General features: G+C 73.7%; 20 protein-coding genes. 13 read left to right on the top strand and 7 right to left on the bottom strand.

Annotation, left to right across the window (positions count from 1 at the left end; translation table 11 throughout):
* Positions 1 to 119 precede the first annotated feature (119 nt).
* Positions 120 to 788 (bottom strand): PAS domain-containing protein, encoded by a 669-nt coding sequence (locus tag ABVB68_RS18870; protein WP_353602227.1) that lies wholly within the window; start codon positions 786 to 788, stop codon positions 120 to 122.
* A gap of 526 nt (positions 789 to 1,314) precedes the next feature.
* Between ABVB68_RS18870 and ABVB68_RS18875 the strand changes: the two genes are divergently transcribed.
* Both ABVB68_RS18875 and ABVB68_RS18880 read left to right on the top strand, forming a co-directional pair.
* Positions 1,315 to 2,595 (top strand): helix-turn-helix domain-containing protein, encoded by a 1,281-nt coding sequence (locus ABVB68_RS18875; protein ID WP_353602228.1) that lies wholly within the window; start codon positions 1,315 to 1,317, stop codon positions 2,593 to 2,595.
* A 162-nt stretch (positions 2,596 to 2,757) separates the two neighbouring features.
* The gene (locus tag ABVB68_RS18880; protein WP_353602229.1) at positions 2,758 to 3,531 is read left to right on the top strand and encodes a polysaccharide deacetylase family protein; all 774 of its coding nucleotides are present in this window, start codon (positions 2,758 to 2,760) and stop codon (positions 3,529 to 3,531) included.
* 173 nt (positions 3,532 to 3,704) lie between these two features.
* Here ABVB68_RS18880 and ABVB68_RS18885 read toward each other — a convergent pair whose 3' ends face one another.
* The 3 genes from ABVB68_RS18885 to bla all read right to left on the bottom strand — a co-directional run bounded on the left by ABVB68_RS18885 (position 3,705) and on the right by bla (position 6,342).
* The gene (locus tag ABVB68_RS18885) at positions 3,705 to 4,595 is read right to left on the bottom strand and encodes an SDR family oxidoreductase (RefSeq protein WP_353602230.1); all 891 of its coding nucleotides are present in this window, start codon (positions 4,593 to 4,595) and stop codon (positions 3,705 to 3,707) included.
* A gap of 231 nt (positions 4,596 to 4,826) precedes the next feature.
* Positions 4,827 to 4,994 (bottom strand): hypothetical protein, encoded by a 168-nt coding sequence (locus ABVB68_RS18890; protein ID WP_353602231.1) that lies wholly within the window; start codon positions 4,992 to 4,994, stop codon positions 4,827 to 4,829.
* Positions 4,995 to 5,436: 442 nt separating this feature from the next.
* Positions 5,437 to 6,342: a class A beta-lactamase gene (gene bla, locus ABVB68_RS18895; RefSeq protein ID WP_353602232.1), complete on the bottom strand. Its 906-nt coding sequence runs from the start codon at positions 6,340 to 6,342 to the stop codon at positions 5,437 to 5,439.
* A gap of 147 nt (positions 6,343 to 6,489) precedes the next feature.
* On the opposite strand from bla, the gene ABVB68_RS18900 reads away from it, so the two are divergent.
* The gene (locus ABVB68_RS18900; protein WP_353602233.1) at positions 6,490 to 7,464 is read left to right on the top strand and encodes a LysR family transcriptional regulator; all 975 of its coding nucleotides are present in this window, start codon (positions 6,490 to 6,492) and stop codon (positions 7,462 to 7,464) included.
* Entirely contained in the window at positions 7,461 to 8,384 is a 924-nt protein-coding gene (locus tag ABVB68_RS18905) for a serine hydrolase (RefSeq protein WP_353602234.1), read from the top strand. Before ABVB68_RS18900 ends, ABVB68_RS18905 begins: the two co-directional genes overlap by 4 nt.
* A gap of 180 nt (positions 8,385 to 8,564) precedes the next feature.
* On the opposite strand, the gene katG is transcribed toward ABVB68_RS18905, so the two are convergent.
* The 3 genes from katG to ABVB68_RS18920 form a co-directional block, all read right to left on the bottom strand.
* Complete coding sequence (gene katG / locus ABVB68_RS18910) at positions 8,565 to 10,793, bottom strand: catalase/peroxidase HPI (protein ID WP_353602235.1); 2,229 nt, start codon at positions 10,791 to 10,793, stop codon at positions 8,565 to 8,567.
* 33 nt (positions 10,794 to 10,826) lie between these two features.
* Entirely contained in the window at positions 10,827 to 11,264 is a 438-nt protein-coding gene (locus ABVB68_RS18915; protein ID WP_353602236.1) for a Fur family transcriptional regulator, read from the bottom strand.
* Between the two features lie 391 nt (positions 11,265 to 11,655).
* Entirely contained in the window at positions 11,656 to 12,888 is a 1,233-nt protein-coding gene (locus tag ABVB68_RS18920; RefSeq protein ID WP_353602237.1) for a glycoside hydrolase family 113 protein, read from the bottom strand.
* Between the two features lie 371 nt (positions 12,889 to 13,259).
* Here ABVB68_RS18920 and ABVB68_RS18925 point away from each other — a divergent pair, with 371 nt between their 5' ends.
* The 9 genes from ABVB68_RS18925 (at position 13,260) to ABVB68_RS18965 (ending at position 23,589) form a co-directional block, all read left to right on the top strand.
* Positions 13,260 to 14,198 (top strand): hypothetical protein, encoded by a 939-nt coding sequence (locus tag ABVB68_RS18925; protein ID WP_353602238.1) that lies wholly within the window; start codon positions 13,260 to 13,262, stop codon positions 14,196 to 14,198.
* 791 nt (positions 14,199 to 14,989) lie between these two features.
* Positions 14,990 to 16,174, top strand: a complete 1,185-nt coding sequence (gene ku, locus ABVB68_RS18930) for a non-homologous end joining protein Ku (RefSeq protein ID WP_353602239.1) — start codon at positions 14,990 to 14,992, stop codon at positions 16,172 to 16,174.
* A 426-nt stretch (positions 16,175 to 16,600) separates the two neighbouring features.
* The gene (locus ABVB68_RS18935; RefSeq protein WP_353602240.1) at positions 16,601 to 17,779 is read left to right on the top strand and encodes an acyltransferase family protein; all 1,179 of its coding nucleotides are present in this window, start codon (positions 16,601 to 16,603) and stop codon (positions 17,777 to 17,779) included.
* A gap of 124 nt (positions 17,780 to 17,903) precedes the next feature.
* Positions 17,904 to 18,383 (top strand): SRPBCC family protein, encoded by a 480-nt coding sequence (locus ABVB68_RS18940; protein ID WP_353602241.1) that lies wholly within the window; start codon positions 17,904 to 17,906, stop codon positions 18,381 to 18,383.
* A 774-nt stretch (positions 18,384 to 19,157) separates the two neighbouring features.
* Entirely contained in the window at positions 19,158 to 20,045 is an 888-nt protein-coding gene (locus ABVB68_RS18945) for an STAS domain-containing protein (protein WP_353602242.1), read from the top strand.
* Positions 20,042 to 20,422, top strand: a complete 381-nt coding sequence (locus ABVB68_RS18950; protein ID WP_353602243.1) for an STAS domain-containing protein — start codon at positions 20,042 to 20,044, stop codon at positions 20,420 to 20,422. The genes ABVB68_RS18945 and ABVB68_RS18950 overlap by 4 nt, the downstream gene beginning before the upstream one ends.
* Positions 20,422 to 20,871, top strand: a complete 450-nt coding sequence (locus tag ABVB68_RS18955; protein WP_353602323.1) for an anti-sigma regulatory factor — start codon at positions 20,422 to 20,424, stop codon at positions 20,869 to 20,871. The genes ABVB68_RS18950 and ABVB68_RS18955 overlap by 1 nt, the downstream gene beginning before the upstream one ends.
* On the top strand, positions 20,868 to 21,929 hold the full coding sequence (locus ABVB68_RS18960) for a SpoIIE family protein phosphatase (protein WP_353602244.1): 1,062 nt from the start codon (positions 20,868 to 20,870) through the stop codon (positions 21,927 to 21,929). Before ABVB68_RS18955 ends, ABVB68_RS18960 begins: the two co-directional genes overlap by 4 nt.
* Positions 21,913 to 23,589: a PP2C family protein-serine/threonine phosphatase gene (locus tag ABVB68_RS18965; protein ID WP_353602245.1), complete on the top strand. Its 1,677-nt coding sequence runs from the start codon at positions 21,913 to 21,915 to the stop codon at positions 23,587 to 23,589. Before ABVB68_RS18960 ends, ABVB68_RS18965 begins: the two co-directional genes overlap by 17 nt.
* Positions 23,590 to 23,774: the final 185 nt, after the last annotated feature.

Below are 23,774 nucleotides of genomic sequence, written 5' to 3' on the forward strand. Positions count from 1 at the left end.
TCCGGGTCCCGGGTGCGTGCCGCCCGCCGGGTGCTGGGGCGCGAACGCGGCGGTGACTCGGGGGGGCCGTTCGGCCCCCGGCGGCGTGTGCCACCGGCGGCCGTCCGGGACGGGGGCCGTCACTCGACGAACTCCGGCAGCACCCGCGGGGGCCACTGCCCCGCGGCGAAGAGGCCCGACGCGTGGGCGCGCGCCACGAGGGCGGGACGGTTGGGAGCGTCGAACCGGCGCAGCAGCAGTCCCACGCGGTACTCGACTCCCTGACGGCTCAGGTAGAGGCGCCCGGCCAGCTGAACGGTCGACGCACCGCCGGCCACGCCTTCGAGCACCCGCGCGTCGAGTGCGCTCAGCATCTGGTCGCGCGGTCGCGGCGGCCCCGTGTCCGCCACGGGGCGGAGCAGGATGACCAGTCCGGCCGGGCCGGCCGGACCGGTGACCGCTGTGGCCGTGAGGTCCGCGCAGAAGGTGCGGCCGCTGTCGCTCAGGCCGGTCACCCGCTCCGTGAACCGGTTCGAGCGGCCCTCGGAAAGGTCGGTGAAACGATGCCGCAGACGTGCGGGCGATCCCTCCCGCAGCAGTTCGCACAGCTCCCGGCCGCATATCTCGCCGGGGCTCGAACCGAACTGCTCGGCGAATTCCGTCTCCGCCGCCGTGATCGTCAGGTCCTTCGGGGAGGCGTGGGCCGTGTACGTGCGGCGCCTGCGCGGACCGCCGGGTTCGCCGCGGCCCGCGGCTGCCTTTTCATCGGCGGTGGACGAGGCGGTGATGCTTGTGGTCACCACTGACATACCGTCTTCCCTTTGCACATGGGGGGTTGTGATGCACCGCTCCGCGTCCCGAGCGATCGGGCGCTCGGCACCGGAGGAGGCTCCTGGCCATACTGGATTGGTCGGCAACATGACAGTTGACTCGTGGACAACGTTGTCAGCCACACTCGGCCGCGCGGCTCCCGCCGGACACAAAGGCGCAAGGGGCCACGGAAACCTCCGGCGGGCGAGGGTGAAATCGCATCAGGTCGGCACCTTGGAGACTAAGGTCGGACAACCCCCCTGGCAAGGGTTTGCCTACGTGGTCAACTACATTGCCAACAGTTTTGGCCATAGCCCTGTTTCGGCCATCCACGGACCGGCGCGAAGGCGGGCGGAAAGGCAACCGACGCGGAAACCACGGCAAATGGCAGGGGAAATCTCGCGCACGCAACTGTGTTGCCCCCCTTGCCAAGGCTCCCTAAAGTATGGGCACCTTCCGGACGCCGCCCCGTGAACACATGGCGCGAAGAAGACTCAAAAGGACCTCAGGGGATCAGAGGGCGAAATGCTTGAGCAGCCGCACTTCGGCCGACAGCTGAGGAGGCTCCGGCTGGAGCGGGGCCTGAGCCAGGCAGCGGTCGTCGGCGAGGGCATGTCGACGGGCTACCTCTCACGCCTGGAGTCGGGTGAACGCAGGCCCACCGCGCGCGTCGTCGGCTACCTCGCACAGCAACTCGGCGTCGACGTCCGCGCCCTGACCGAACCGCGCGCCGCCGGCTGTCTGAGCCAGGCGCTCGCCGCGGCGGCCTCGGCCCCGCCCGGCACGGACTGCGCCACGGAGCTGCTCCGGGCGGTGCGGGACGACGCGCGCGACGATCCCGCCGGCCGCTGGCAGGCGCTGTGGCTGCTCGGTCGCATCAGCAACCGCCACGGTGACTACGAGCAGGAACGCGGCCACCTCCTGGAACTGATCGAACTGAGCGACCTGATCGGCGCGCCGGAGCTGAGGGTGCGCTCGAACGTCCGCTACGCACGCTGCCTGTGTGCCCTCGGCGACATGCGAGCGGCCGAGCCGCCGGCCGCCACCGCCCTCGCCGTCGCACACGGCGCGCACCTGCCGGCGGCGGACACCCTTGCCGCGCTGACGGCGCTGATCAGCGTCGAGACCGAGCTGGGCCGGCTGGACTCGGCCGACCGGCACGTCCGCGAGATGGAGCGGGACCTGCTGCCCGCCGTCGCCCCCTCCCAGGCGGCCGAAGCCCTGTGGACGGCGTCCCTGGTCAGCGACCGCCAGGGCGATCACGCCGCCGCCCGGTCCCGGCTGGAGGCGGCTCTCGGCCTGCTCCAGGGCAGGGACGGCCCGACCCTGTGGACGCGGCTGCGTACGGCCGCGTCCGCCGCCGCGCTCCGGATGTCACCGCCCCGCGTCGAGGCGGCCGAACGGTGGCTCGGCGAGGCCGGGGTCATCCTCGAAGTGATCGGTACCCCGCTGCAGTTGCAGGAGCTGCAGGCGCTGCGCGCCCATCTCGCCTTCCACACCGGGAGACTGGACGACGCCCGGGCGCTGTGCCAGGGCCTGCTGTCGCTCGGGGAACTCAGGCTGCCCCATGGGGACCGGGTACGGCTCGCCGTCCTCGAAGGCCGGCTGATGATCATGGACGGCCGCACCGAGCAGGGCATCGCGGCGCTCCGCCGGCTCGGCGAGCAGGCGACCGAGGCGCGCAACCTCGACCTCGCCACCCACGTCTGGCAGTCCCTGGCCACGACCCTGGCCGACGCCCGCGCCCAGGACAGGGTGGCGCGGGCGCCGTACGGTAGCCGGCCCGGTCCACCGGGACGTCGTTGACGAGAGCACGGGTGGTCTCCGGGCCGACGGGTGCCGCGCGGGATCTGTCGCCGAAGTGCCGCGGAATCGTCCGTGATCGGTAACAGAGGGATCCCCTGATCAACCTCGTCCGTCATCACAGGTGCACGGAGACCAAGGGACACGGCAAGGGGTGGGGCGGACATGGCGCGGCATGGCGGGCGGGGATGGTACGGCCGGGTGGTCGCGGCGGCGCTCGGGGTCACCACGGTGGCGGCCGCCGCCTCGGTGTGGACCGCGCAGGCCGGACAGCCGGGGGGCGCGAAGGCCGACCCCGGCGTGTCGGCGCGGCGGACCGCGCCCGAGCGGGCGGCGGTGTCCGACGTCATCGCGCATGCCTCGGACGGTGGTGCGCACGCGGTCAACATCACCATCGACGACGGTCCGGACCCGGTGTGGACCCCGCAGGTGCTGCGACTGCTGCGGGACAACGGCGTGAAGGCGACCTTCTGCATGGTCGGCCCCCAGGCGCAGGCGCACCCGGACCTGGTCAGGCAGGTGGTGGCGGCCGGGCACCGGCTGTGCGACCACACGGTGACGCACGACACCGCCATGGACAAGAAGTCCGAGGCCTACCAGTCGCGGCAGGTCCTGGACGCGGAGCGGCAGATCACCGAGGCGTCCGGCGGTGTGCGCCCGATGTACTACCGGGCCCCGGGCGGCGCCTTCACCCCCTACAGCCGCCACCTGGCGGCCTCGCACGGGATGCGGCCGCTGGGCTGGAACGTCGACTCCAAGGACTTCGAACGGCCGGGCACCGACGCCATCGTCACCACGGTCAGGAACGAGCTGGCCAACGGGCCCACGATCCTCTTCCACGACGCGGGCGGCGACCGCTCCCAGACCGTGGCCGCCCTGCGGACCCTGCTGCCCTGGCTGAAGCAGCAGGGATACTCCTTCGGATTCCCGGTGCGCTGAACGGACGGCGCGCCGGTGGCCGGGCCGCGGGGAGGACGCGGACCACGATCACCGGCGGTCCGGGCCGTGCGCGGGCGCGGACCGTGCCCACGCCGGCGGTCCGGGCGCGCCCGCGGCAGGGGACCGCGGTGCCGCCGGCCGCGGGGTCACGGCAGTACCGCGCACCCCGGGGGTCAGGGCAGCGGGGTGCCGCCGGTCGCGTTGAGGATCTCGGCGGTGATGTAGCTCGCCTCGGGCGAGGCGAGGAAGACGTAGGCCGGGGCGAGTTCGGCAGGCTGGGCCGGGCGGCCGAGCGGCGCCTGCTTCCCGAACTCCTTCGTGTCCGGCATGGTCGCGGGGATGAGCGGCGTCCACACCGGGCCCGGCGCCACCGCGTTGACCCGGATGCCGCGCTCGGCGACCATCTGCGCCAGCCCCTGGGTGAAGGTGACGATCGCCCCCTTGGTCATCGCGTAGTCCAGCAGATGCGGACTCGGCTTGTACGCCTGCACCGACGTGGAGTTGATGACGCAGCCACCGGACGGTATGTGCGGCAGGGCGAACTTGGTCAGCCAGAACATGCCGTACAGGTTCGTGCGCATCACCCGGTCGAACTGCTCGGTGCTGATCGCCTCGATACCGTCCGGCTGGGACATCTGATAGGCGGCGTTGTTCACGAGGACGTCGATGTGCCCGAACTCGGCCACCGCCCGCTCGACCAGCGAACGGCACTGGTCCTCTTCGCGGATGTCGCACGGGACCGCGATCGCCTTGCGGCCCGCGTCCTCCACAAGCCGGGCCGTCTCGCGGGCGTCGTCCTGCTCCTCGGCGAGGTGGGTGAAGAGCACGTCGGCACCCTCGCGGGCGAAGGCGAGCGCCACCGCGCGTCCGATACCGGAGTCCCCGCCCGTGATCACGGTCTTGTGACCGTCGAGCCGGCCGGAACCGCGGTAGGACTCCTCACCGTGGTCGGGCGGCGGGTCCATCGCGCCGGTCCAGCCCGGATGCGGCTGGTCCTGGGAGGGGAAGTCAGGGCGTGCATGCTGTGTGGCCGGGTTCGGCCGGTCCCCGTGCTGGTCCGTCACGGCTGCCTCCGGTGTCTCGGTCGGACAGGTCGGACGATCGGGTTCCCGGATCACACTTCCTGAAAAGTCACAGGTCACTCCTACCGGGAACCGGCCGGCGGCGGAAACCCGCTCCGGGCGGAAAGCCCCGACCACACGGCCGGAAACCCACGATCACGCCCCCCGTGAGCCGCGACCGAGGGCCGGGGCCGTGCGGCTCCCGCCGGCTGCGTCGGGCAGGTCACCGGGCGCTCACCTGCCGGTGGCGCGCATCTGCTCCCTGCGGGCGTTGTTGTAGATCCGCAGAAGATGCTTCGCCACGGCACAGCGCGCGGAGTCGGCATGGCACTGGCGGCACGTGCGCATGTGCTGGTCGTACATGTGGCGCGCGTTCTCGAACGCGTCGTTGACAGAAGACATGGCCATCTCCGGGCAGGGCGCGTCCTGGGACCGGACCGCGCCGAATCGACTGACTGGTGCACCCGAAGACAAGGTGATCATGTTACTGGTGGTACTGGGAAACGCGTCCCGGCACCGCGCCCCTCCCACCGCTCCCCCACCGCTCAGCCCCTCCACCAGGCACGCTCCGTCACAGCCGCCCGGCCGACGCCGCCTGGCCGCCCTCCCCCGGCCGGCCTGCCCGGTCATGCCTACCGGGCTTCTCGCGGGGCGCGGGCGGTGCCGGGTGCCGCCGAGCCGACCGGACCGCGCACGCCCGAGCACCAGGCACCGCCGAACCGACCGGACCGCGCACGCCCGAGCGCCAGGCACCGCCGGGGTCGGCGGGCGCCGACCTGCCGTCCTGGCCGACTCGCCGGGCACCGCCCCGCCGGCCCTTCCTCCTACTCGGTCCTACTCGGTCCTACTCGCCCGGTGCCAGTGTGCGGGCCGCGATGCGCGCCGCCTCGGCCACCAGCGCTTCGTCCACCGGTGCGTCCTGGGCGCCCTTGGTCGACAGCACGGCCAGCACGACCGGTGTCCCGCGGGTCGTCCAGGCCACGCCGATGTCGTTGGCCGTGGCATAGGAGCCGGTGCCGGTCTTGTCGGCCAGGACCCACTCCCGCGGCAACCCGGCGCCGAACCGGCCGGCGCTGGTGGTGTTGCCCTTCAGCCAGGCGACGAGCCGGTCCCGGGCGGAGCCGTCCAGGGCCCGGCCCAGGGTCAGCCGCTCCAGGCTCCCCGCGACGGCCTGCGGGGTCGTGGTGTCACGGAGGTCACCCGGGATCGCGGTGTTCAGTTCGGGCTCCCAGCGGTCGAGCCGGCTCACGTCGTCGCCGAGCGAGCGGAAGAAGCGGGTCAGGCCCTCCGGGCCGCCGATCTGCCGCAGCAGCAGGTTTCCGGCCGCGTTGTCGCTGTACTGGATGGCCGCGGCGCACAGGCCCGCGACGGTCATGCCGGTCCCGACGTGCTCCTGCGTCCTCGGCGAGTTGGGCAGGATGTCGTGCGGCGGATAGTGGACCACCTTGTCCAGCGGGGCACAGCCGCCCTGGTCGCGCAGGACGGCCGCGGCGGCGAACGCCTTGAACGTCGAGCACATCGGGAACCGCTCACCGGCACGATGGGCCACCGTCCGCCCGGTGCGGACGTTGCGCGCGTACACGCCGAGCCGGGCGCCGTACCGCTGCTCCAGGTCGCCGAACCCGGCGTCGGCGGCACGCGGTCCGGCGGCCGCGGTGGCGGGCGTGGCCGTGGCGGCCACGGCCGTGGTGGTCAGCGCGAGTCCCGCCTTGAGCAGGCCACGTCGGGGCATCGGGTCGGTGCTGGTCATGGGCGCAGTCCTCCCAGGGAGTCCGCCGTCGGCGGTCGCCGTGCCGACGGCTGTCGGATCTTCGACGCGGACAGCGAAACAGCCGGACGCCACTCATGTCCAAGAGTGAACTGTGAACACGACATGCCTTTTTGATATGACTGCCGGGTGGATCTTCTCGCACACCTGGAGGCGTACGTGGCGACCGCCGACGAGGCGGGCTTCTCCCGGGCGGCCGACCGGCTCGGCATCGCCCAGCCGCTGCTCAGCCGCCGCATCAAGACGCTGGAGGGGCACTTCGGCGGAGCGCTGTTCGACCGTTCGCGGCGGCAGGTCACGACCACGGAACTGGGTGTGCTGCTGCTCCCGTACGCGCGGGACGTGCTGGACCGCGCCCAGCGGCTGCGCCAGGCCGCCCACTCGGCCGTGCGGTCGCGGGTGAGGGCCGTGGGGGTGCCCGCGGACTGCGCCCCGGCGGCGCTGGCCCGGGTCATCCGTGCCGCCACCGAGCGCGGGATCACGCTGGGGGTGCGGGAACTGCCGCCCGCCGAACGGCTTTCGGGGCTCGCCGACGGTTCGCTCGCCTACGCACTGCTGCGGGTCCCTCCGGAGCAAGCCGCGTTCCGGGTGCCGATGGGACTGGCGTCGGCGGCGGACGGTCCGGATCCTGGGCACGGGTCGCGGCGTGCGGTCCATCTGGAGGACCTACGGCCGCGCCGCGGCCGCGCCGCCGAACCGTCGGCCCCGACGCCGGTCCTCGTCCTGACGGAGGATCAGACTGTGCATGCCGAGGACCGGTTGTGCCGGGCCGCGGCACGCGCCGGGCTGCCCGAGGGGCGGATCCGGCCCGCCGGGCCGGCGGCCACCGCGCTCGCCGAGACCCTGGCGGGCCGCGCGCTGCTGCTGTGCGCGGAGCCGTTCGCCCGGCGGCACGGAGCACGGTGGGCGCCGCTGGGCGACCGCTCGCTGCACCGCGGGTACGACGTGAGCACGCACCCGGACCGGCACGGCACCGCGGAGGTCCCGGACTGGCTGACCGCCCTGCTCGGAGCGGCCGTGGGAGCAGCGGCCCCCGGCCCCGGCGCACGGCCGTCCCCGGACCCGGGCGACGACACCCCGGCACGACTGGCGGCACGCGGATGAACCCGGCTCCGGCGTACGTCGGTGACGACGGCACCCTGCTGGACGTGGCCGAGACGATCGCCGCCGACTGGGCGGCCCTCGGCGTGGACGGCTCCTTCCTCGCCCTGAACCTCGACACCGGGGAGCAGCTCGGCTTCGACGTCACGCGGTCGATGCCCCTGGCCTCGGTGGTGAAGGTCCCGGTCGCCCTGGTCGTACTGGACCGGATCGCGGCCGGGGACCTGGACCCGGCGCACCCGGTGACCGTCGACCCGGCCACCGGCAGCGTCGGTCCCACCGGGCTGGCGGCGTTCCGGCACCCGGCCACCGTGGCCGTCGGCGATCTGGTCCAGCTCATGCTGTCGGTGAGCGACAACGCCGCCGCGGACGCGCTGCTCGACCTGGTGCCGGTGGCGCGGATCGACGCGTCTCTGCGCGCCTGGGGCTGCGCCGGCATCCGGGTGCGGCACCGGATGAACCACATGTACGAGTGCGCGGCCGGTGCCGCGGGCAACGACTTCTCGCTGGCTCTGGAACTGGCCGTGCGGGACGCGCGCGCCGGCCGGCACACCATCGAGACCCTCGACCCGGCGCATGCCAACGCCGGTTCGGCAGCGGCACTGGTCGGCCTGCTCCGGCGCGTGTGGTGCGACGGGATCTCCGCTCCCCGGGCGACCGCGGAGCTGCGCCGGATGATGGGCCTGCAGGTCTTCACGCACCGGCTGGCGAGCGAGTTGCGCGCGGACACGCTGCGGTGGAGCGGCAAGACGGGCACGTTCCTGCATCTGCGCCACGAGATCGGCGTCGTGGAGGCGGCCTGCGGCACCCGGGTGGCCATGGCCGCGCTCACCCGCGCGGACCGGCGGGCCGGTCAGGCACCCGACATCGACCTCGCGATCGGGGTCGCGGGCCGGGAGGCGTTCGAGGCGCTGCGCCGCTGAGGCCCGCCGGGACGCCCTCGTCGGCGGCCTCGTCCGCACCCGGCGAGGCCTCGCCGCCATGGCGCTGCCACCGCCGCTCCGGGGGCGGCGCTGTGTCGCCGCCGGTCGGGATACGGCGGGGCGGACGGCAGGACGTCCGGGTCCGCGCCTGGCGGCGGGCCCGGACGTCCTGGGGGTGGATCAGACGAGGTCGAACCGGTCCAGGTTCATGACCTTCTCCCACGCGGCGGCGAAGTCCTTGACGAACTTCTCCTTGGCGTCGTCGCTCGCGTAGACCTCGGCCAGCGCGCGCAGCTCGGAGTTGGAGCCGAAGACCAGGTCGGCACGGCTGCCGGCCCACTTCACCTCGCCCGTGGCCTCGTCGCGGCCCTCGAAGGTGGTCTGGTCCTCGGAGGTCGCCTTCCACGTCGTGCCCAGGTCGAGCAGGTTGACGAAGAAGTCGTTGGTGAGGACGCCGGGCGTCTTGGTGAAGACGCCGAGCTGGGAACCCTGGTGGTTGGCGCCCAGGACACGCAGGCCGCCCACGAGGACCGTCATCTCGGGCGCGCTCAGGGTGAGCAGGTTCGCCTTGTCGAGCAGCAGGAACTCGGCCGGCAGCCGGTTGCCCTTGCCGAGGTAGTTGCGGAAGCCGTCGGCCGTCGGCTCCAGCGCCTCGAAGGACTCGGCGTCGGTGTGCTCCTCGGTGGCGTCGACACGGCCCGGGGTGAAGGACACCTCCACCTCGAAACCGCCCTCCTTGGCGGCCCTTTCCACGGCCGCGACGCCGCCGAGGACGATGAGGTCGGCCAGGGAGACCTTCTTGGCGCCGGAGGAGGCGTGGAAGTCCTGCTGGACGCCCTCGAGGACGCGCAGCACCTGCGCCAGCTCGTCGGGGTTGTTGACCTCCCAGCCGCGCTGCGGCTGCAGGCGGATGCGGCCGCCGTTGGCGCCACCGCGCTTGTCGCTGCCGCGGAAGGTGGACGCGGACGCCCAGGCGGTGCTGATCAGCTGGGAGACGCTGAGACCGGAGTCGAGCAGCTTGGTCTTCAGGACCGCGATGTCGGCGGCGTCGATCAGCTCGCCCTCGCGCTGCGGCAGCGGGTCCTGCCACAGCAGGGTCTCCTCCGGGACCTCCGGGCCGAGGTACAGCGACTTCGGGCCCATGTCGCGGTGGGTCAGCTTGTACCAGGCGCGGGCGAAGGCGTCCGCGAACTCCGCCGGGTTCTCGTAGAAGCGGCGGGAGATCGGCTCGTAGATCGGGTCGAAGCGCAGCGCCAGGTCCGTCGTGAGCATGTTCGGGGCGAGCTTCTTCGTCGCGTCGTGCGCGTGCGGCACCGTCCCCTCGCCGGCGCCGTCCTTCGGCTTCCACTGGTGGGCGCCGGCCGGGCTCTTCGTCAGCTCCCACTCGTAGCCGAAGAGGTTCTCGAAGAAGTTGTTGCTCCACCGGGTCGGCGTGGTGGTCCACGTGACCTCGAGGCCGGAGGTGATGGCGTCGGCGCCCTTGCCGGTGTTGTAGGTGCTCCGCCAGCCCAGGCCCTGCTCCTCGAGGCCGGCGGCCTCGGGGTCGACGCCGACGTGGTCGGCGTCGCCGGCACCGTGGGTCTTGCCGAAGGTGTGGCCGCCGGCGATCAGGGCGACGGTCTCCTCGTCGTTCATCGCCATGCGGCGGAACGTCTCGCGGATGTCGCGGGCCGCGGCCAGCGGGTCCGGGTTGCCGTTCGGGCCCTCGGGGTTGACGTAGATGAGGCCCATCTGGACGGCGCCGAGCGGGTTCTCCAGCTCACGGTCGCCGGTGTAGCGCTTGTCGTCGAGCCAGGTGGTCTCGGGACCCCAGTAGACGTCCTCCTCCGGCTCCCACACGTCCTCGCGGCCGCCGCCGAAGCCGAAGGGCTGGAAGCCCATCTGCTCCAGTGCGACGTTGCCGGTCAGGATCATCAGGTCGGCCCAGGAGATGCTCTGGCCGTACTTCTTCTTGACCGGCCACAGCAGGCGGCGGGCCTTGTCGAGGTTGACGTTGTCCGGCCAGCTGTTGAGCGGGGCGAAGCGCTGCTGTCCGGCGCCGGCGCCGCCGCGGCCGTCGCTGATGCGGTAGGTGCCCGCGCTGTGCCAGGCCATACGGATCATCAGCGGGCCGTAGTTGCCGAAGTCGGCGGGCCACCAGTCCTGCGAGGTGGTCAGCACCTCGGCGATGTCCCGTTTCACGGCCGCCAGGTCGAGACTCCTGAACGCCTCGGCGTAGTCGAACTCCTCGCCGAGCGGGTTGGCCACGGCCGGGTTCTTGGCAAGGATCTTCACATTGAGCCGCTCCGGCCACCACTGGCGGTTGCCGCCACCCTGGGTGGGGTGCAGGGCGCGGTCGTGGGCGACGGGGCAGCCGCCGCCGCCCTCCGCCTTGGCGTCAGTGACGATCGCGTCGTGGTTCTCAGTCATGGCAATCCTTCCGAACTGTGCGGAACTCGGTGCTCAGGAACTGCGGCCGGTGGAACAGTCGGGGCAGGTGCCCCAGTAGACGACCTCGGCCTCGTCGATGGTGAAGCCGCGGTCGTCGGAGGCGGTCAGGCAGGGCGCGTCGCCGACCGCGCAGTCGACGTCGGCGACGGCGCCGCACGACCGGCACACGATGTGGTGGTGGTTGTCGCCCACGCGTCCCTCGAACCGGGCGGGATGGCCGGCCGGCTCGATACGGCGCACGAGTCCCGCCGCGGTCAGGGCGTGCAGCGCCTCGTAGACGGCTTGCAGGGAGATGTGACCCACGCGGTCGCGGACTCCGGAGGCGATCGCCTCGACACCGAGGTGGTCGCCCGCCCGGACGGTGTCCAGCAGCGCGACTCGGGCTGCCGTCACACGCAGTCCGGCACCGCGCAGCTCCTCGGCGGTCGTCGGGTGCGGGGAGGCGGTCATGCGGGCGAACCTACCCCCATAAACACGAACGGTTCAAGAAAACGAGCGATCCAATTTCGGAAAACGTTCCGGCACCGGGCGCTCGCTTCCGGCCGGACCGTCGCGGATCCCTCCGCGAGGAGGCGTCCCTGCTCCTGGGCACCACTGCGGGGATGCGCCCCGGACGGTGAGAGCGATGGTCGGGGCGGTGGTTGGGGCGGTGGCACGCGGACCGGCGGTCGGGGCATGCACGCATGATGTGTCCGCACCCGCCCGGCGGCCGGGCGGCAAGCCGGGACGTCCTCCTAAGGGGTGAGCGGGGGCCGACGGCAGGTGACCGTCGCCGGACCGGCGGTGGGTGACCCGTGGCCGTGCCGCGGCGTCAGCGTCAGCGTCAGCGTCAGCGTCAGCGTCAGCGGATGGTGACCGCGCCCGCATCACCCCGGCACCGCTCGCGCGCATAGCGGTGGGCCAGCGCGTGGAAGGCCTCCTTCGGCTCCCAGTGCCATCCGGAGGCGGGGTCGTACGGGTGGTCCTCGATGGTCCTGGTGATCGAGTAACTCGCCATGTCGAGGTCGTGCAGCGGGTCGCCGGGGCGGTGCGGTGCGTCGGGGGTCACGAACTCGAAGGCCATCGCCGCGTGCAGGTTCAACGAGGCGAAGACGTCGACGAGTTGCATCAGGTATGCGGCCTGTGTGCGCTCGCTGCGGACCAGGTGCTTCTTGATCTCCTCGGGCTGCTTGTCGTGGTCGACGACGTCCCAGCCCATCCCGGCGGTCTCGGGCGCCCCGACATAGGCGCAGGTGCCGAACTCGGTGATGACCAGCGGCTTGCCCCACCGCAGGTAGCGCCTCAACTCCCGGGCGTAATGGGTACTTTCGGTGAAGTACGAGTAGTAGTCGATGCCGATGAGGTCGAACAGGCGCCAGTCGACCCGGTCGTCCTGGGCCGCGGCGTAGCCGAGCCGGCCGTGGAAGACGGAACGCCCCACCGCGGCGGCCCGCGCCGTGAAGCGGTCCAGCCGGCGTTGCACGGCGACGGGGTCCACCCGGCCGTCGAGCAGGTTGCGGATCCGGTCGAGGACGGTGTCGCCCGGCACGATGCCGGGCACGAAGAGCCAGAACTCGCAGCCCACGCTCAGCTCGACGGCGGCGCCCTGCCCGCGCAGCCGCTCCGCGAACCGGCCGGTCTCGGCGAGGTGTTCGAGGATGTCGTGCTCGGGGACGTCGCCGAGGGTCGGCTGGAGCCAGACGCGCAGGCCCTGCTCGGCGGCCTCGGCGGCGGTGGCCGTGAGGCGCTCGACCCCGTCCCCGGTGACGTCCACGGTGTCGGCGTGCAAGGCGTCGCGGATCACGCGGATGTCCCGCCGCATCCGGCCGGCGCTGAAGGCGGTTCCCGGCTTCTCGCCCGCACCCACGGTGTAGACCACGCCGCGATGCCGGAGTCCCGGCCTCGGCCCGCTCGCCCCGGCCGGGACCGGCAGCGCCGCGGCGGTGTCCACGGGGCCCGCAGCGGCGGCCGGGGCGGGCAACGCCGCGGCGAGCCCGGCGGACGCCAGGGCGGCCAGGAACCGCGCGCGCCCGACGCCCGCGGTCTCCGGTACAGGGGTTCGGACCTGCCGTGTTCGGTCAATAGGTTTCCGCATACGGCCACCCTGCCGGGACCCACCCCGCCGGCGCCGTCCGCCGACGGTCTGCCGCGCGGGTCCGACCGTCTACGGGCGGGAACCGAAAGGTGCGGGATCCGGCACCGGAAGTCGCACCCACGGGAGTCGGTACGCCTCGCCGGCGGCGCCGGTCACGGCGGACGCGCCTCGGCTGCGGCGCCGGTCACGGCGGACCCGTCTCGCCGGCGGCGCCGGTCACGGCGGACCCGTCTCGCCGGCGGCGCCGGTCACGGCTGACCGGTCCCCTCCCGGAGCGGCCTACCCGGACGAACCACCCCGTACGACGCATGGAGCCCACACCGTGCGACACTCGGATCCCGTCACCGGGGTGGCAGTCGAGAGGGACGCTGGTGGACCTGGACGCCGTCGCCGACGAGCTGTACGCGCTGCGGCCGGACGAGTTCGTCGCCGCTCGTGACCGGCACGCCCTGGACGCCCGCCGCTCCGGCGATCGGGACCTCGCCAAGGAGATCGGCGCGCTGCGGCGGCCGAGCCTGGCCGCCTGGGTGAGCAATCTCCTGGTGCGCCGGCAGCCGGAGGAGGTCCGGCCGCTGCTCGGCCTCGGCGAGGAACTGCGCAGGGCGCACCGCGAACTGGACGGTCCGCAGCTGCGCCGGCTCGCCCGGCGGCAGAACGAGGTGATCGGCGCCCTCGGCCGGCAGGCCCGGCGGCTCGCCGCGCAGGCCGGACATCCGGTGGGCGAGGGCGTCCAGCGTGACGTCGAGGAGACTCTGCACGCCGTGCTCGCCGATCCGCGTGCCGCCCGGGAGTGGGCTGCGGGCCGCCTGGTGAAGCCGCTCAGCGCCACGATCGGATTCCCGGCGGCCGACGAGGCCCTGCCGGTACGCCGTCCCGCCGCCGGGGCCGGACCGGGCGAGCACGCCCGGGACCGGAGACCCCCGAGCCGCGCGGGCCGTGCCGAGAACGCCCGGAACGCCGGGAGCGAGGAGCGCCGCCGCCTTCTGGCCGAGGCCCGCGGCAGGGTCCGGGACGCCGAGCGGGAGCTGCGCGCCAGGCAGGAAGAGGCCGAGGCCGCCGAGCGGGAGGCACGGGAAGCCGCCTCCCGGGAGGCCGGGCTGGCGGAGCACGTCCAAGAGCTGCGCGCGCGGCTGCGGCGCGCCCAGGAGGAGCAGCGGCAGGCCCGCACCGACGCGCAGGCGGCGCGGGAGCGGGCGCGCCAGGGCGACCGTGCCGTGCGCGAGGCCCGGCGCCGGGTGGAGGCGGCCACCGCACAGGCGGAACGACGGGCCCGTGCGGCCCCCTCGGTCGCGTCTCCCGGCGATGCGTGACCCCACGACCTCGCCCGACGCCCCCACACGTCGCGTGCCCGGGACTCTCGGGCGTACCGCAATCCCCGAACCGACCCTCACCCGACGCCCCCACCACGTCACGCGCGCGGGACTCTCGGGTGCACCGCAATCCCCGAACCGACCCTCACCCGACGCCCCCACCACGTCACGCGCGCGGGACTCTCGGGCGTACCGCGATCCCCGAACCCGCCCTCACCCGACGCCTCCCACCACGTCACGCGCGCGGGACTCTCGGGCGTACCGCGATCCCCGAACCCGCCCTCACCCGACGCCTCCCACCACGTCACGCGCGCGGGGCTCACGGGCGTACCGCGATCCCCGAACCCGCCCTCACCCGACGCCTCCCACCACGTCACGCGCGCGGGGCTCTCGGGCGTACCGCGATCCCCGAACCGGCCCTCACCCTGAGCGACGGCCGCCTCGATCACCGGACCGGCCCTCGCCCTGAGCGACGTCCGCCTGGCGGGCGGCCAGGCGCGGGCGCCGCCATTTCGTCGCCGCTGCACGGCAGGTCACCGGACAGTGCTGCTGTCGCCCACGGCGGCGAACGGCGTACGCACCGCGCGCGACCGGTGGCGGAGCGACAGCACTCCCCGGACACTGTCCGTGGCAGGTCTGTCCCGCGTTCGCCGTACTCCGGGGCGCACACAGGCGGGCCAGCCGTCCCGGACCCGTCGCCGGAAGGCCACCGACGCCCGACCGCCACGGGATTCGGCCGCGGAATCCGAGACCCCCAGGCCGCCGGCCGGCACCACGGGAAGCGAGGAGCCATGGCGAGACCCATCTGGACCGGCGTCCTGACCTTCGGGCTGGTCACGCTGCCCGTGGGGCTGTACACCGCGACCGAGGACCACACCGTGCACTTCCACCAGCTCCAGCGCGGCACCTCGGACCGCGTGCGCAACAAGCGGGTCAACGAGCGCACGGGCAAGGAGGTCGACACCGACCGGATCGTGAAAGGGTACGAAGTCGGTGACGGCGAGTACGTGGTCGTGGAACCGGAGGAGCTGGAGGAGATCGCGCCGGGCCGCTCGAAGGCGATCGACATCGCGGGGTTCGTCGATCTGCGCCGAGTCGAGCCCGTCTACTTCGCCCGCACGTACTACGTCGGCCCGCGCGGCAAGGAGTACGTGAAGGTCTACGAGCTGATGCGCGCGGCGCTCGAGCGTGCGGACAAGGCCGGGATCGCCACCCTCACCATGCGGGGCAAGGAGTACCTGACCGCGTTGCGCGCCCAGCCCCGCGTCCTCGTCCTGCACACCCTGCACTGGGCCGACGAGGTACGCGACCCCGCCGACGTGGTCGACCTGCTGCCGGACGGGCACACCAAGGTCGGCGACAAGGAGCTGCAGGCGGCCGAGCAGCTGATCGACGCGCTCACCGTCGACTGGGACCCGGCGGAGTACCACGACACCTACGAGGAGCGCGTCGGACGTCTCGTCGCCGCCAAGCGGAAGGGCGAGGAGGTCGTCGGCGAGGCGGAACCGCCGGAGGCCACCAACGTCGTCGACCTCATGGAGGCGCTCAGCCGGAGCGTCGAGGAGAGCAGATCCCGGGGCCGCGAGGGCGGCGACGCCCGGCGCGCGGGCCGCTCGGCCGGCCGTCGGCGCGACGGCGAGGGCGACAGCGGCACCGGCCGTCGCGGCGGCACCGGCCGTGGCACCGGCACCGGGGAGAGCGCCGGACGCCGTGGGCAGACCGACGGCCGCGGGCGGACCGCCGGGGGCAAGCGAGCCGCCGCGGGCAAGCCGACCGCCGCGGGCAAGCGGACCGACGGGCGCGAGCCGGCCGGCGGCCGTAAGCGGGCGGCCGGGCGCAAGAAGTCCGCTGAGCTGGCGTCCCTGTCGAAGGCGGAACTGTACGAGCGGGCGAGCCAGGCAGGTGTGCCGGGCCGCTCCAGGATGACCCGGGAGCAGCTCGCCGAAGCCCTCGCCGGCCCCGGCGCGGCGGCCTGACCTGTACCGACGGACCGGAGACGGGCCGAACCGGGGGGCCGGGAGCAGGGCAGGATCACCCCACCGAGCCCCGCCCGCCGCGCCCCACCCGTACCGGTGTACACGGTCCCGGCACAGGCCGGACCGGGTGAGCCGGGAGCAGGGCAGAACCGGCCCACCGAGCCACGCCCGCCGCGCCACCCGTACGGGTGTACGCGGTCCCGGCATCGGGCCGAACCGGGGGCCGGCAGCAGGGCAGGACCGGCCACCGAGCTTCGCCCGCGACGGCCCCACCCGTACGGGTGTACGCGGTCCCGCCGTCCGTGGCATACCGGGGCCATGTCGACGGGCAGCAGTGTGATGTTTCCGGAGTGACGTGATGGATGCGGGGCCACCGGCAAGGCTCCCCTCCATGCTCCACGCGAACGCCCTGCGGCAGGTGATCCGATGACCACGGCGACGACCCGGGCGCTCCGGACCACGAGAACCGGCGGCGAGCGGTCCGCCGGAGACGCATCCCCGTCACCCGCCGCCCGGCCCTCGCTGCCGTCGCTGACCGGACTGCGCTGGATGGCCGCGCTGCTGGTGTTCGGACTGCACGTGAACAACTTCGGTTACTTCGCGGGCATCGGCGGTCGCGCGGTGTCCTGGGCGTTCGGTGCCGGCGCCACCGGGGTGTCGTTCTTCTTCGTCCTGTCCGGGTTCGTGCTGACCTGGTCGGCACGGCCCGGTGACCGCGCCCTCTCCTTCTGGCGGCGGCGCGTCGCACGCGTCTACCCGGTACATCTGGCCACCCTGGCCATGGCCCTGGTGCTGGCGTACACGCTCGCGCACGAGCCACGCCCGACACCGAAGCAGACGGTGGCCAACACGCTGCTGCTGCACTCCTGGTGGCGCCCGTGGTGGCAGACGCTGAACCCGGTCAGCTGGTCCCTGGCCTGCGAGGCCTTCTTCTACGCCGCCTTCCCGCTGCTGTTCCTGGTGCTGCGCCGGCTCGGCGCCCGCGGGTCGGCCGCGCTCGGCGTGCTGTCGCTGGCCGCGGTCCTGGTACTGGCCCGGTCCGAGGTCCACCACTGGTGGACCTATTCGCTCTATTCCCTTCCCGCGGCCCGGCTGCCCGAGTTCGTGCTCGGCGCGGTCACGGCACGGCTCGTGCTGCTCGGCCGGTGGCGCGGGCCGGGTCTCGAGGCGTCGCTGGCCGTGGCCCTCATCGGCTACTTCTTCGTCCCGCAGCTCAAGCCCGGGTACGCCACGGTGTGCACCGTCGTCGGGTTCGTGCTGCTGATCCCGGCGGCGGCCGTCGCGGACCTGCACGGGCGGCCCTCGATGTGGCGGCGCCCACGGCTCGTGCGGCTCGGTGAACTGTCGTTCGCCTTCTACATGGTTCACCTGCTGGTGCTGCGCGCCGCCACCCACCTGCTGGGCCGGAAGCCGCACTTCGGGCTGCCGGCCGGGGCGGCCGTCACCGCGGCCGTGTTCGCGGTGTCGCTCGCGCTGTCCTGGGCGCTGTACGAGGCGGTGGAGTGCCCGGCGCGAAGGCTGCTGCTGAGGCGCCGCGGGAGGCCCTCGCCGGCCGCGCAGCCCGGGCAGGCGCGCCGCGAGTCCCCGGTGGCGGCGCGGGACTGACACGCGCCGGTCCGGGCGGACACACCGGCACGCACTTTCCTTCGGTCGCCGCGTCCAGGCATAACCCTGGCGCAGCCAGGAACCCGATCCTCTCAACCAGCCGACGCAACGAGAGGAAGTGTTCATGTCTCAGGTCGAGGAGTCCGTGCGGGTCGAGGTGCCGGTGCACACCGCCTACAACCAGTGGACCCAGTTCGAGACCTTCCCGGAGTTCATGGAGGGCGTCGAGCGCATCGAACAGCGGACCGACACGCTCACCCACTGGGTGACGAACATCGGCGGGGTCCGGCGCGAGTTCGACGCCGCGATCACCGAGCAGCGGCCCGACGAGCGGGTGGCGTGGACCACAGTGGACGGTTCGGCCCGGCAGGCCGGCGTGGTGACGTTCCACCGCATCGACGACTCCAGCACGAAGGTGATGCTGCAGCTGGACTTCGAGCCCGAGGGTGTGACCGAGACGGTCGGTGACCGGCTCGGCCTGGTCAAGCGACGTGTAACGGGTGATCTGCACCGCTTCAAGGAGTTCATCGAGGAACGCGGCGGCCGGGCGACCGGGGCCTGGCGCGGCGAGGTCGGCGGCCCCGAGGGCGGCGGCCTGTCGTGACCGGTCGCACTCCCGGGTGACGTCGGCAACACCGGCGGGAGTCCGGCGTGATTCGGGGTAGACGGCTCAGCGACACCGGCCCGGCGGCTTGCAGCCGCCGGGCCGAGACTGCTTGACGCAAGAAAGGAGCCGTGTCGACGTGCGTGGGAAAGAGACCGTGGTGCGGCGGCGGGCGGACGCCGGCCCGTCCGCCGTCCCTCCCCGGCGGCGGCGACCCGCCCGCCCCTCGGCCCGACGGCAGCCCGCCCTCCACCCGTACGAGGGCGAGGACGTGCCCGGGCCCTACCGGAGTGCGGGCACTCCCGCACCGTGCGGGTGCGCGGGCACTCCCGCACGGGAGCGGCGAGCGGGCGTCGCCCGGCCGTACCGCCGTGCGGGCACCCCTCAGCCGTGCCGGCGGGCGGGCACTGCCCGGCCGTACCGGTACGCGCGCGAGCGGAAGGCCACCCAGGGGCACCTCTCACCGGCGCCGGGGCGGTCGTCGGCGTACTAGGCGGCGGCCCCGGAGGGAGCGCCGCCGGTACATACGCCCATGTGGGGACCGTCGAACAGACCCGGTACCGTCGGGCCGCAGGTGTCCGGCTCCCGCCGGACCCCGGAGGCGGACCGGGCGGTCCGCGGGCGAACCGGACGTCGCGGACACCGGCGGGCGGGGAGCCCGCCGAGGAGTTTGGCCGGGCACGGACCGGCGGCTACTGTTGCCGTACGGCAATGATCGGCTCGGAGCCGGCCGACCCGCGACGGCACCCGGCTGCGTGAGAGGAGAGGATGTAAGTGTCCGAGCAGGACGCGGCCGAATCGGCGCCGCAGGTGGTGAGTTCCTTCCTGGAGGAGCGCCGCGAACAGGTCGCGCAGCGCTGGGCCGACGCGTCGCTGTTCCGCTCCGTCTTCACCGTCTCCCGCGACGAGGCGGTCGAGGCGTGCAAGGCCGTGGTGGACGCCCTGTCGGAGGTGGCGGCGAGCGGCCGGCTCGAGGACATCGGGGCACCGGGATTCAGACCGGTGCGCGAGCAGCTGGGGCGGATGACCCAGACCCGGGCCCGCGGGGGCTCCACGCCGGCCCAGATCGCCGACGAGGTGGCCGCGCTGCGCGTCCCCGTCGTCGAACTGCTGCGGGCGGAGCTTTCCGACCCCGCCACCCCGCAGAGCCAGGAGAGCGTGCTCGCGCTGACCCTGCTGATGTGCACCCTTCGCCTGGTGGTGATGGAGACGGCCCTGGACGCGAACGCGGAGCTCATCGAGCGCCAGCGCCAGCAGCTGCTCGAAGTGGCCACGCCCGTCATCAAGTTGTGGGAGGGCACGGTCGCCGTACCGCTGATCGGCACGCTCGACAGCGCGCGCAGCCAGGTCGTCATGGAGTCGCTGCTGGAGGCCATCGTCGAGCAGCGGGCCCGGTACGCCATCCTGGACATCACCGGGGTGCCCACGGTCGACTCGCTGGTAGCGCAGCACCTCATGAAGACGGTGGCGGCCGCGCGGCTGATGGGCGCGGAGTGCATCGTCTCCGGTATCCGCCCGGCCATCGCCCAGACCATCGTGCAGCTGGGCATCGACCTGGGCACGGTGCTGACGCGCGCCTCGCTGGCCGACGCGCTCGCCTACACGCTGAGCCGGCAGGGCATAGAGATCTCCCGTCCGGACGCGGGTGCGAGCGCCCGGTGAACCAGTCCACTCCCGGTCAGCCGACCCAGATCCCGGTGCTCGCCCTGGGCGACGTACTGCTCGTCTCGCTCCAGGGGGAGCTGCACGACGGCATGGCCGAGCAGCTTCAGCACGACATCACGAGCCGTATCGCCACGAACAGGGTGACCGGTGTGGTCATCGACATCTCCGGAGTGGACATCGTCGACTCGTTCCTCGGCCGGGTGCTCGCGGAGATCGCCTCCACGGCCCGGCTGCTGGCGGCACGTACGGTGCTGGCCGGAATGCGGCCCGCCGTGGCGATCACGCTGGTGGAGCTGGGCCTGACGCTGCCCGGTCTGGTCACCGCCCTGGACGTGGACCGTGCCATGGAACTGCTGTCCCAGAGGGGGACATGATGCGGACCTCCGGCCAGGCTTCCGCGACGACGATCCTGCCCATCGGCTCGGACGCGGATCTGGCCTGGGTGCGGCAGGAGGTGCGGCAGTGCGCGGCGCAGCTCGGTTTCGGCCTGGTCCAGCAGACGAAGCTGGTCACGGCGGCGAGTGAGCTCGCCCGCAACACGCTGGTGCACGGCGGCGGCGGCCGGGCGGAGATCGCCCCGCTGGACAACGGCCGCAGCCGGGGTCTGCGGATGCGCTTCATCGACGAGGGCCCGGGCATCCGTGACCTGGAGCTGGCCATGACCGACGGCTACACCAGCGGGGGCGGTCTCGGTCTGGGGATGAGCGGCGCCCGACGGCTGGTGCAGGAGTTCAGTGTGGACACCGAACCGGGCCGGGGCACGACCGTCACGGCCGTCGCCTGGGTGGCCCCGGTTCCCTCGTCGCGTCCGGGGCTCGGATGAGCCGGGTCTGGGAGGTGCCGGTGCACGACGCCACCCGGGTCCGGGACGCCCGGATCGCCGCCCGGGAGGCGTGTGACCACGCGGGCCTGGCGCCGCCGCGCACGGCCGCCGCGGAACTGGTCGCCACCGAGCTGGCCACCAACCTGCTCAAGCACGCGGGCGGCGGCCGCATAGCGGTGAACCTGGTGCTGCCGCCGAACGGCCGTACGGGCACCTCGGTGCAGGTCTTCTCCCTCGATCACGGGCCGGGCATCGCCGATGTCGCCGTGGCGCTGCGGGACGGCTACAGCACCGTGAACGCCTCTCTGGGCGCGGGCCTTGGCAGCTGTGTGCGCAGCGCGAACGCCTTCCACCTGTACAGCGCGCCCGGCCGCGGCACGGTGGCCACCGCGCGCATCGACCGGGAGCCGGAGGGCCGCCGGACACCGGCGGCGGACGTGCCGGCGGGCGGTATCGCCATCGCACTCGCGCAGGCCGAGGAGTGCGGTGACGCGTGGACCTGGGCGCGTTCCGGCCGGCTGCTGACGCTGCTGCTCGCCGACGGCCTGGGACACGGCCCCAAGGCAGCGCACGCGGCCGGTACCGCGGTGGCGGAACTGCACCGCGCCGCGCATCTGCCGCCCGTCGAGATCCTGCGCCTGCTGCACACCGCTCTGCGCCGCACCAGGGGCGCGGCGATCTCCGTGGCCCAGGTCGACACGGAGCGGGCGGAACTGTGCTTCGCCGGGGTCGGCAACGTCGGCGCGCGGATGTGGACCGGGGACGGCTGGACCTCCCTCGTCTCCCACCCGGGGACCGTCGGGGCCTACTTCCCCGCGCACGTCCCGGTGCGGCGGCTGCCCTGGGGCCGGGAGAATCTGCTCGTCGTGCACAGTGACGGACTGCCCAGCCGCTGGATCCCGCCGGAGGACCCCCATCTGCTCGGTCACGACCCGTCGGTGGTGGCCGCGACGATCCTGCGCGACGCCGGCAGCCCGGCCCGCCCAGAACGCGACGACACCAGTGTGGCCGTACTGGCCCCCGACCGCCGGACCAGCGCTCATGACAGCCACCTCTGACACCTGGACCATCGCCTCCGCCGCCGACGCGATCCGCGCCCGCGCGGTGCTGGCCCGGTTCACGGCGGACACCGGCGTGCCGGCGCCCGCACGCGCCCGGCTGCTGGCCGCGCTCGGCGCCCGGCTGCGCCGGGGCCTGGACGAGGCGTGCACGCGTCTGACGGTGACCGCCCACCCGGACGGCCGACTCGAGATCGCCGTGGCCGGGACCGAGCCGTGGCGGCACACGGTCGTCCGCCCCTCCCCCACGGCCGGTCCGCTGCCCGATCCGGCCGACCTGGACGACGCCGGGCTCGCCGAGGCGCTGCTGGCCGCCGACGAGGACGCGGCCGCCGCCCTGGCGGACGTGGACGAGACGGAGCAACTGGTCCGCTTCCACCGGGAGGAGCTGCACCAGACCAACCAGGGTGTGCTCGCCCTGCACGCCGAGCTGGAGGCCGCCGCGCTGGCGCAGCGCGAGCTCCTCGACGCCGAGCGGGCCGCGCGCGCGGAGGCCGAGAACGCCCGCCGGCTGCTGACCTTTCTGGCCAATGCCAGCGCCGCCCTCAACGCCTCCCTGGAGCACGACGACATCCTGCGCCGGCTGCCGGAGCTGCTGGTGCCGGAGTACGCCGCGCACGTGGACATCTGGCTCATGGACGACGAGCGCACGCCCCCGGGCGCGCGGGCGGCGGCCACGGTGGCGGCGGCCCGCACCGGCCGCCCCCAGCACGCCGGCCCCCACCCGGGGGAACTGCCGGGCGTGGACGACCTGCCGGCCTCCGCGCTGTCCCCGGACCGGCCGCTGCTGTGCCTGCCGCTCGGCGCCCGCAGCGTGCAGGGTGTGCTGACGCTGGCCGCGCCCGGCGACCGCTTCGAGCCGGACACCACCGTGATGCTCCTCGAGGTGGCCCGGCGGGCGGGCATCGCGCTCGACAACGCCCGCCGGTACGAGCAGCACCGCGACATCGCCGAAGCCCTGCAACGCGCCCAGCTGACCGACCTGCCCAGCACCGAGGGCCTCGAACTGGCCGCCCGCTACCTGCCGGCCACGCACGGCCTGAACATCGGCGGCGACTGGTACGACGCCTTCCCGCAGCCGGACGGCAGCGTGCTGACGGTGATAGGGGACGTCACCGGGCACGGACTGCGCGCCGCCGTCATCATGGGGCAGTTGCGCACCGCGCTGCGCGCGTACGCCGTCGAGGGCAACGGCCCCGCCCGCATCCTGACCCTGCTGCACCGGATGCTGCGCCACCAGCAGCCCGAGTTGTACGCGACCTGTGCCATCGCCCGGTTCACGCCCGGTGAGCCCGGTGTCGTGTGGGCCGCCGCCGGGCATCCGCCGCCCCTCACCCGGGGCCCCGGGGGCGAGGTGCGCGTGCTGGACGTCAAGCCGGGGATCATGCTGGGCGTTCCGGTGCCGTACGAGTACGAGGAGCAGAGCGTCGAGCTGCCGGCGGGCTCCACACTCGCGCTCTACACCGATGGTCTCGTGGAGCGGCGGTCGGCCGGGATCGACGCGGGCATAGACCGGCTCGCGCAGGCCATGGGCGCGCTCGGCGCCGCGGAGCTGGAGGACCTGGAGACCGCGGCCGACTCCCTGCTCAAGCCGATGCTGCAGGACTCCGAACACGACGACGACATCTGCCTGTTGCTGTGCCGGACGGCCGAATCCTGAACGGCCGCGCGCCATAGGGCCCGCCGCCGCACGGGCCGGGCCGCGTCCTGGGTACGCCGGCCGTGCCGCCGCCCGGGGGCGACGCTGCTGCCTGGCGCGGCGCGCGGCCCGACCAGGACGACGCTCCTGCCTGGCGCGGGGCAGGACCGGGACCGGGCCGGTGGACGCCCGGCCGCGCGTCGCCG

The organism is Streptomyces sp. NPDC096012, from assembly GCF_040426375.1.
In the GTDB taxonomy this organism is placed as follows: Bacteria; Actinomycetota; Actinomycetes; order Streptomycetales; family Streptomycetaceae; genus Streptomyces.

Bases quoted from the DNA above. Each gene is read 5' to 3' on its own strand.
- ABVB68_RS18870 (WP_353602227.1), bottom strand. From the start codon at position 788: ATGTCAGTGGTGACCACAAGCATCACCGCCTCGTCCACCGCCGATGAA.
- ABVB68_RS18875 (WP_353602228.1), top strand. From the start codon at position 1,315: ATGCTTGAGCAGCCGCACTTCGGCCGACAGCTGAGGAGGCTCCGGCTG.
- ABVB68_RS18880 (WP_353602229.1), top strand. From the start codon at position 2,758: ATGGCGCGGCATGGCGGGCGGGGATGGTACGGCCGGGTGGTCGCGGCG.
- ABVB68_RS18890 (WP_353602231.1), bottom strand. From the start codon at position 4,994: ATGTCTTCTGTCAACGACGCGTTCGAGAACGCGCGCCACATGTACGAC.
- bla (WP_353602232.1), bottom strand. From the start codon at position 6,342: ATGACCAGCACCGACCCGATGCCCCGACGTGGCCTGCTCAAGGCGGGA.
- ABVB68_RS18905 (WP_353602234.1), top strand. From the start codon at position 7,461: ATGAACCCGGCTCCGGCGTACGTCGGTGACGACGGCACCCTGCTGGAC.
- katG (WP_353602235.1), bottom strand. From the start codon at position 10,793: ATGACTGAGAACCACGACGCGATCGTCACTGACGCCAAGGCGGAGGGC.
- ABVB68_RS18915 (WP_353602236.1), bottom strand. From the start codon at position 11,264: ATGACCGCCTCCCCGCACCCGACGACCGCCGAGGAGCTGCGCGGTGCC.
- ABVB68_RS18920 (WP_353602237.1), bottom strand. From the start codon at position 12,888: ATGCGGAAACCTATTGACCGAACACGGCAGGTCCGAACCCCTGTACCG.
- ku (WP_353602239.1), top strand. From the start codon at position 14,990: ATGGCGAGACCCATCTGGACCGGCGTCCTGACCTTCGGGCTGGTCACG.
- ABVB68_RS18935 (WP_353602240.1), top strand. From the start codon at position 16,601: ATGACCACGGCGACGACCCGGGCGCTCCGGACCACGAGAACCGGCGGC.
- ABVB68_RS18940 (WP_353602241.1), top strand. From the start codon at position 17,904: ATGTCTCAGGTCGAGGAGTCCGTGCGGGTCGAGGTGCCGGTGCACACC.
- ABVB68_RS18955 (WP_353602323.1), top strand. From the start codon at position 20,422: ATGCGGACCTCCGGCCAGGCTTCCGCGACGACGATCCTGCCCATCGGC.
- ABVB68_RS18960 (WP_353602244.1), top strand. From the start codon at position 20,868: ATGAGCCGGGTCTGGGAGGTGCCGGTGCACGACGCCACCCGGGTCCGG.
- ABVB68_RS18965 (WP_353602245.1), top strand. From the start codon at position 21,913: ATGACAGCCACCTCTGACACCTGGACCATCGCCTCCGCCGCCGACGCG.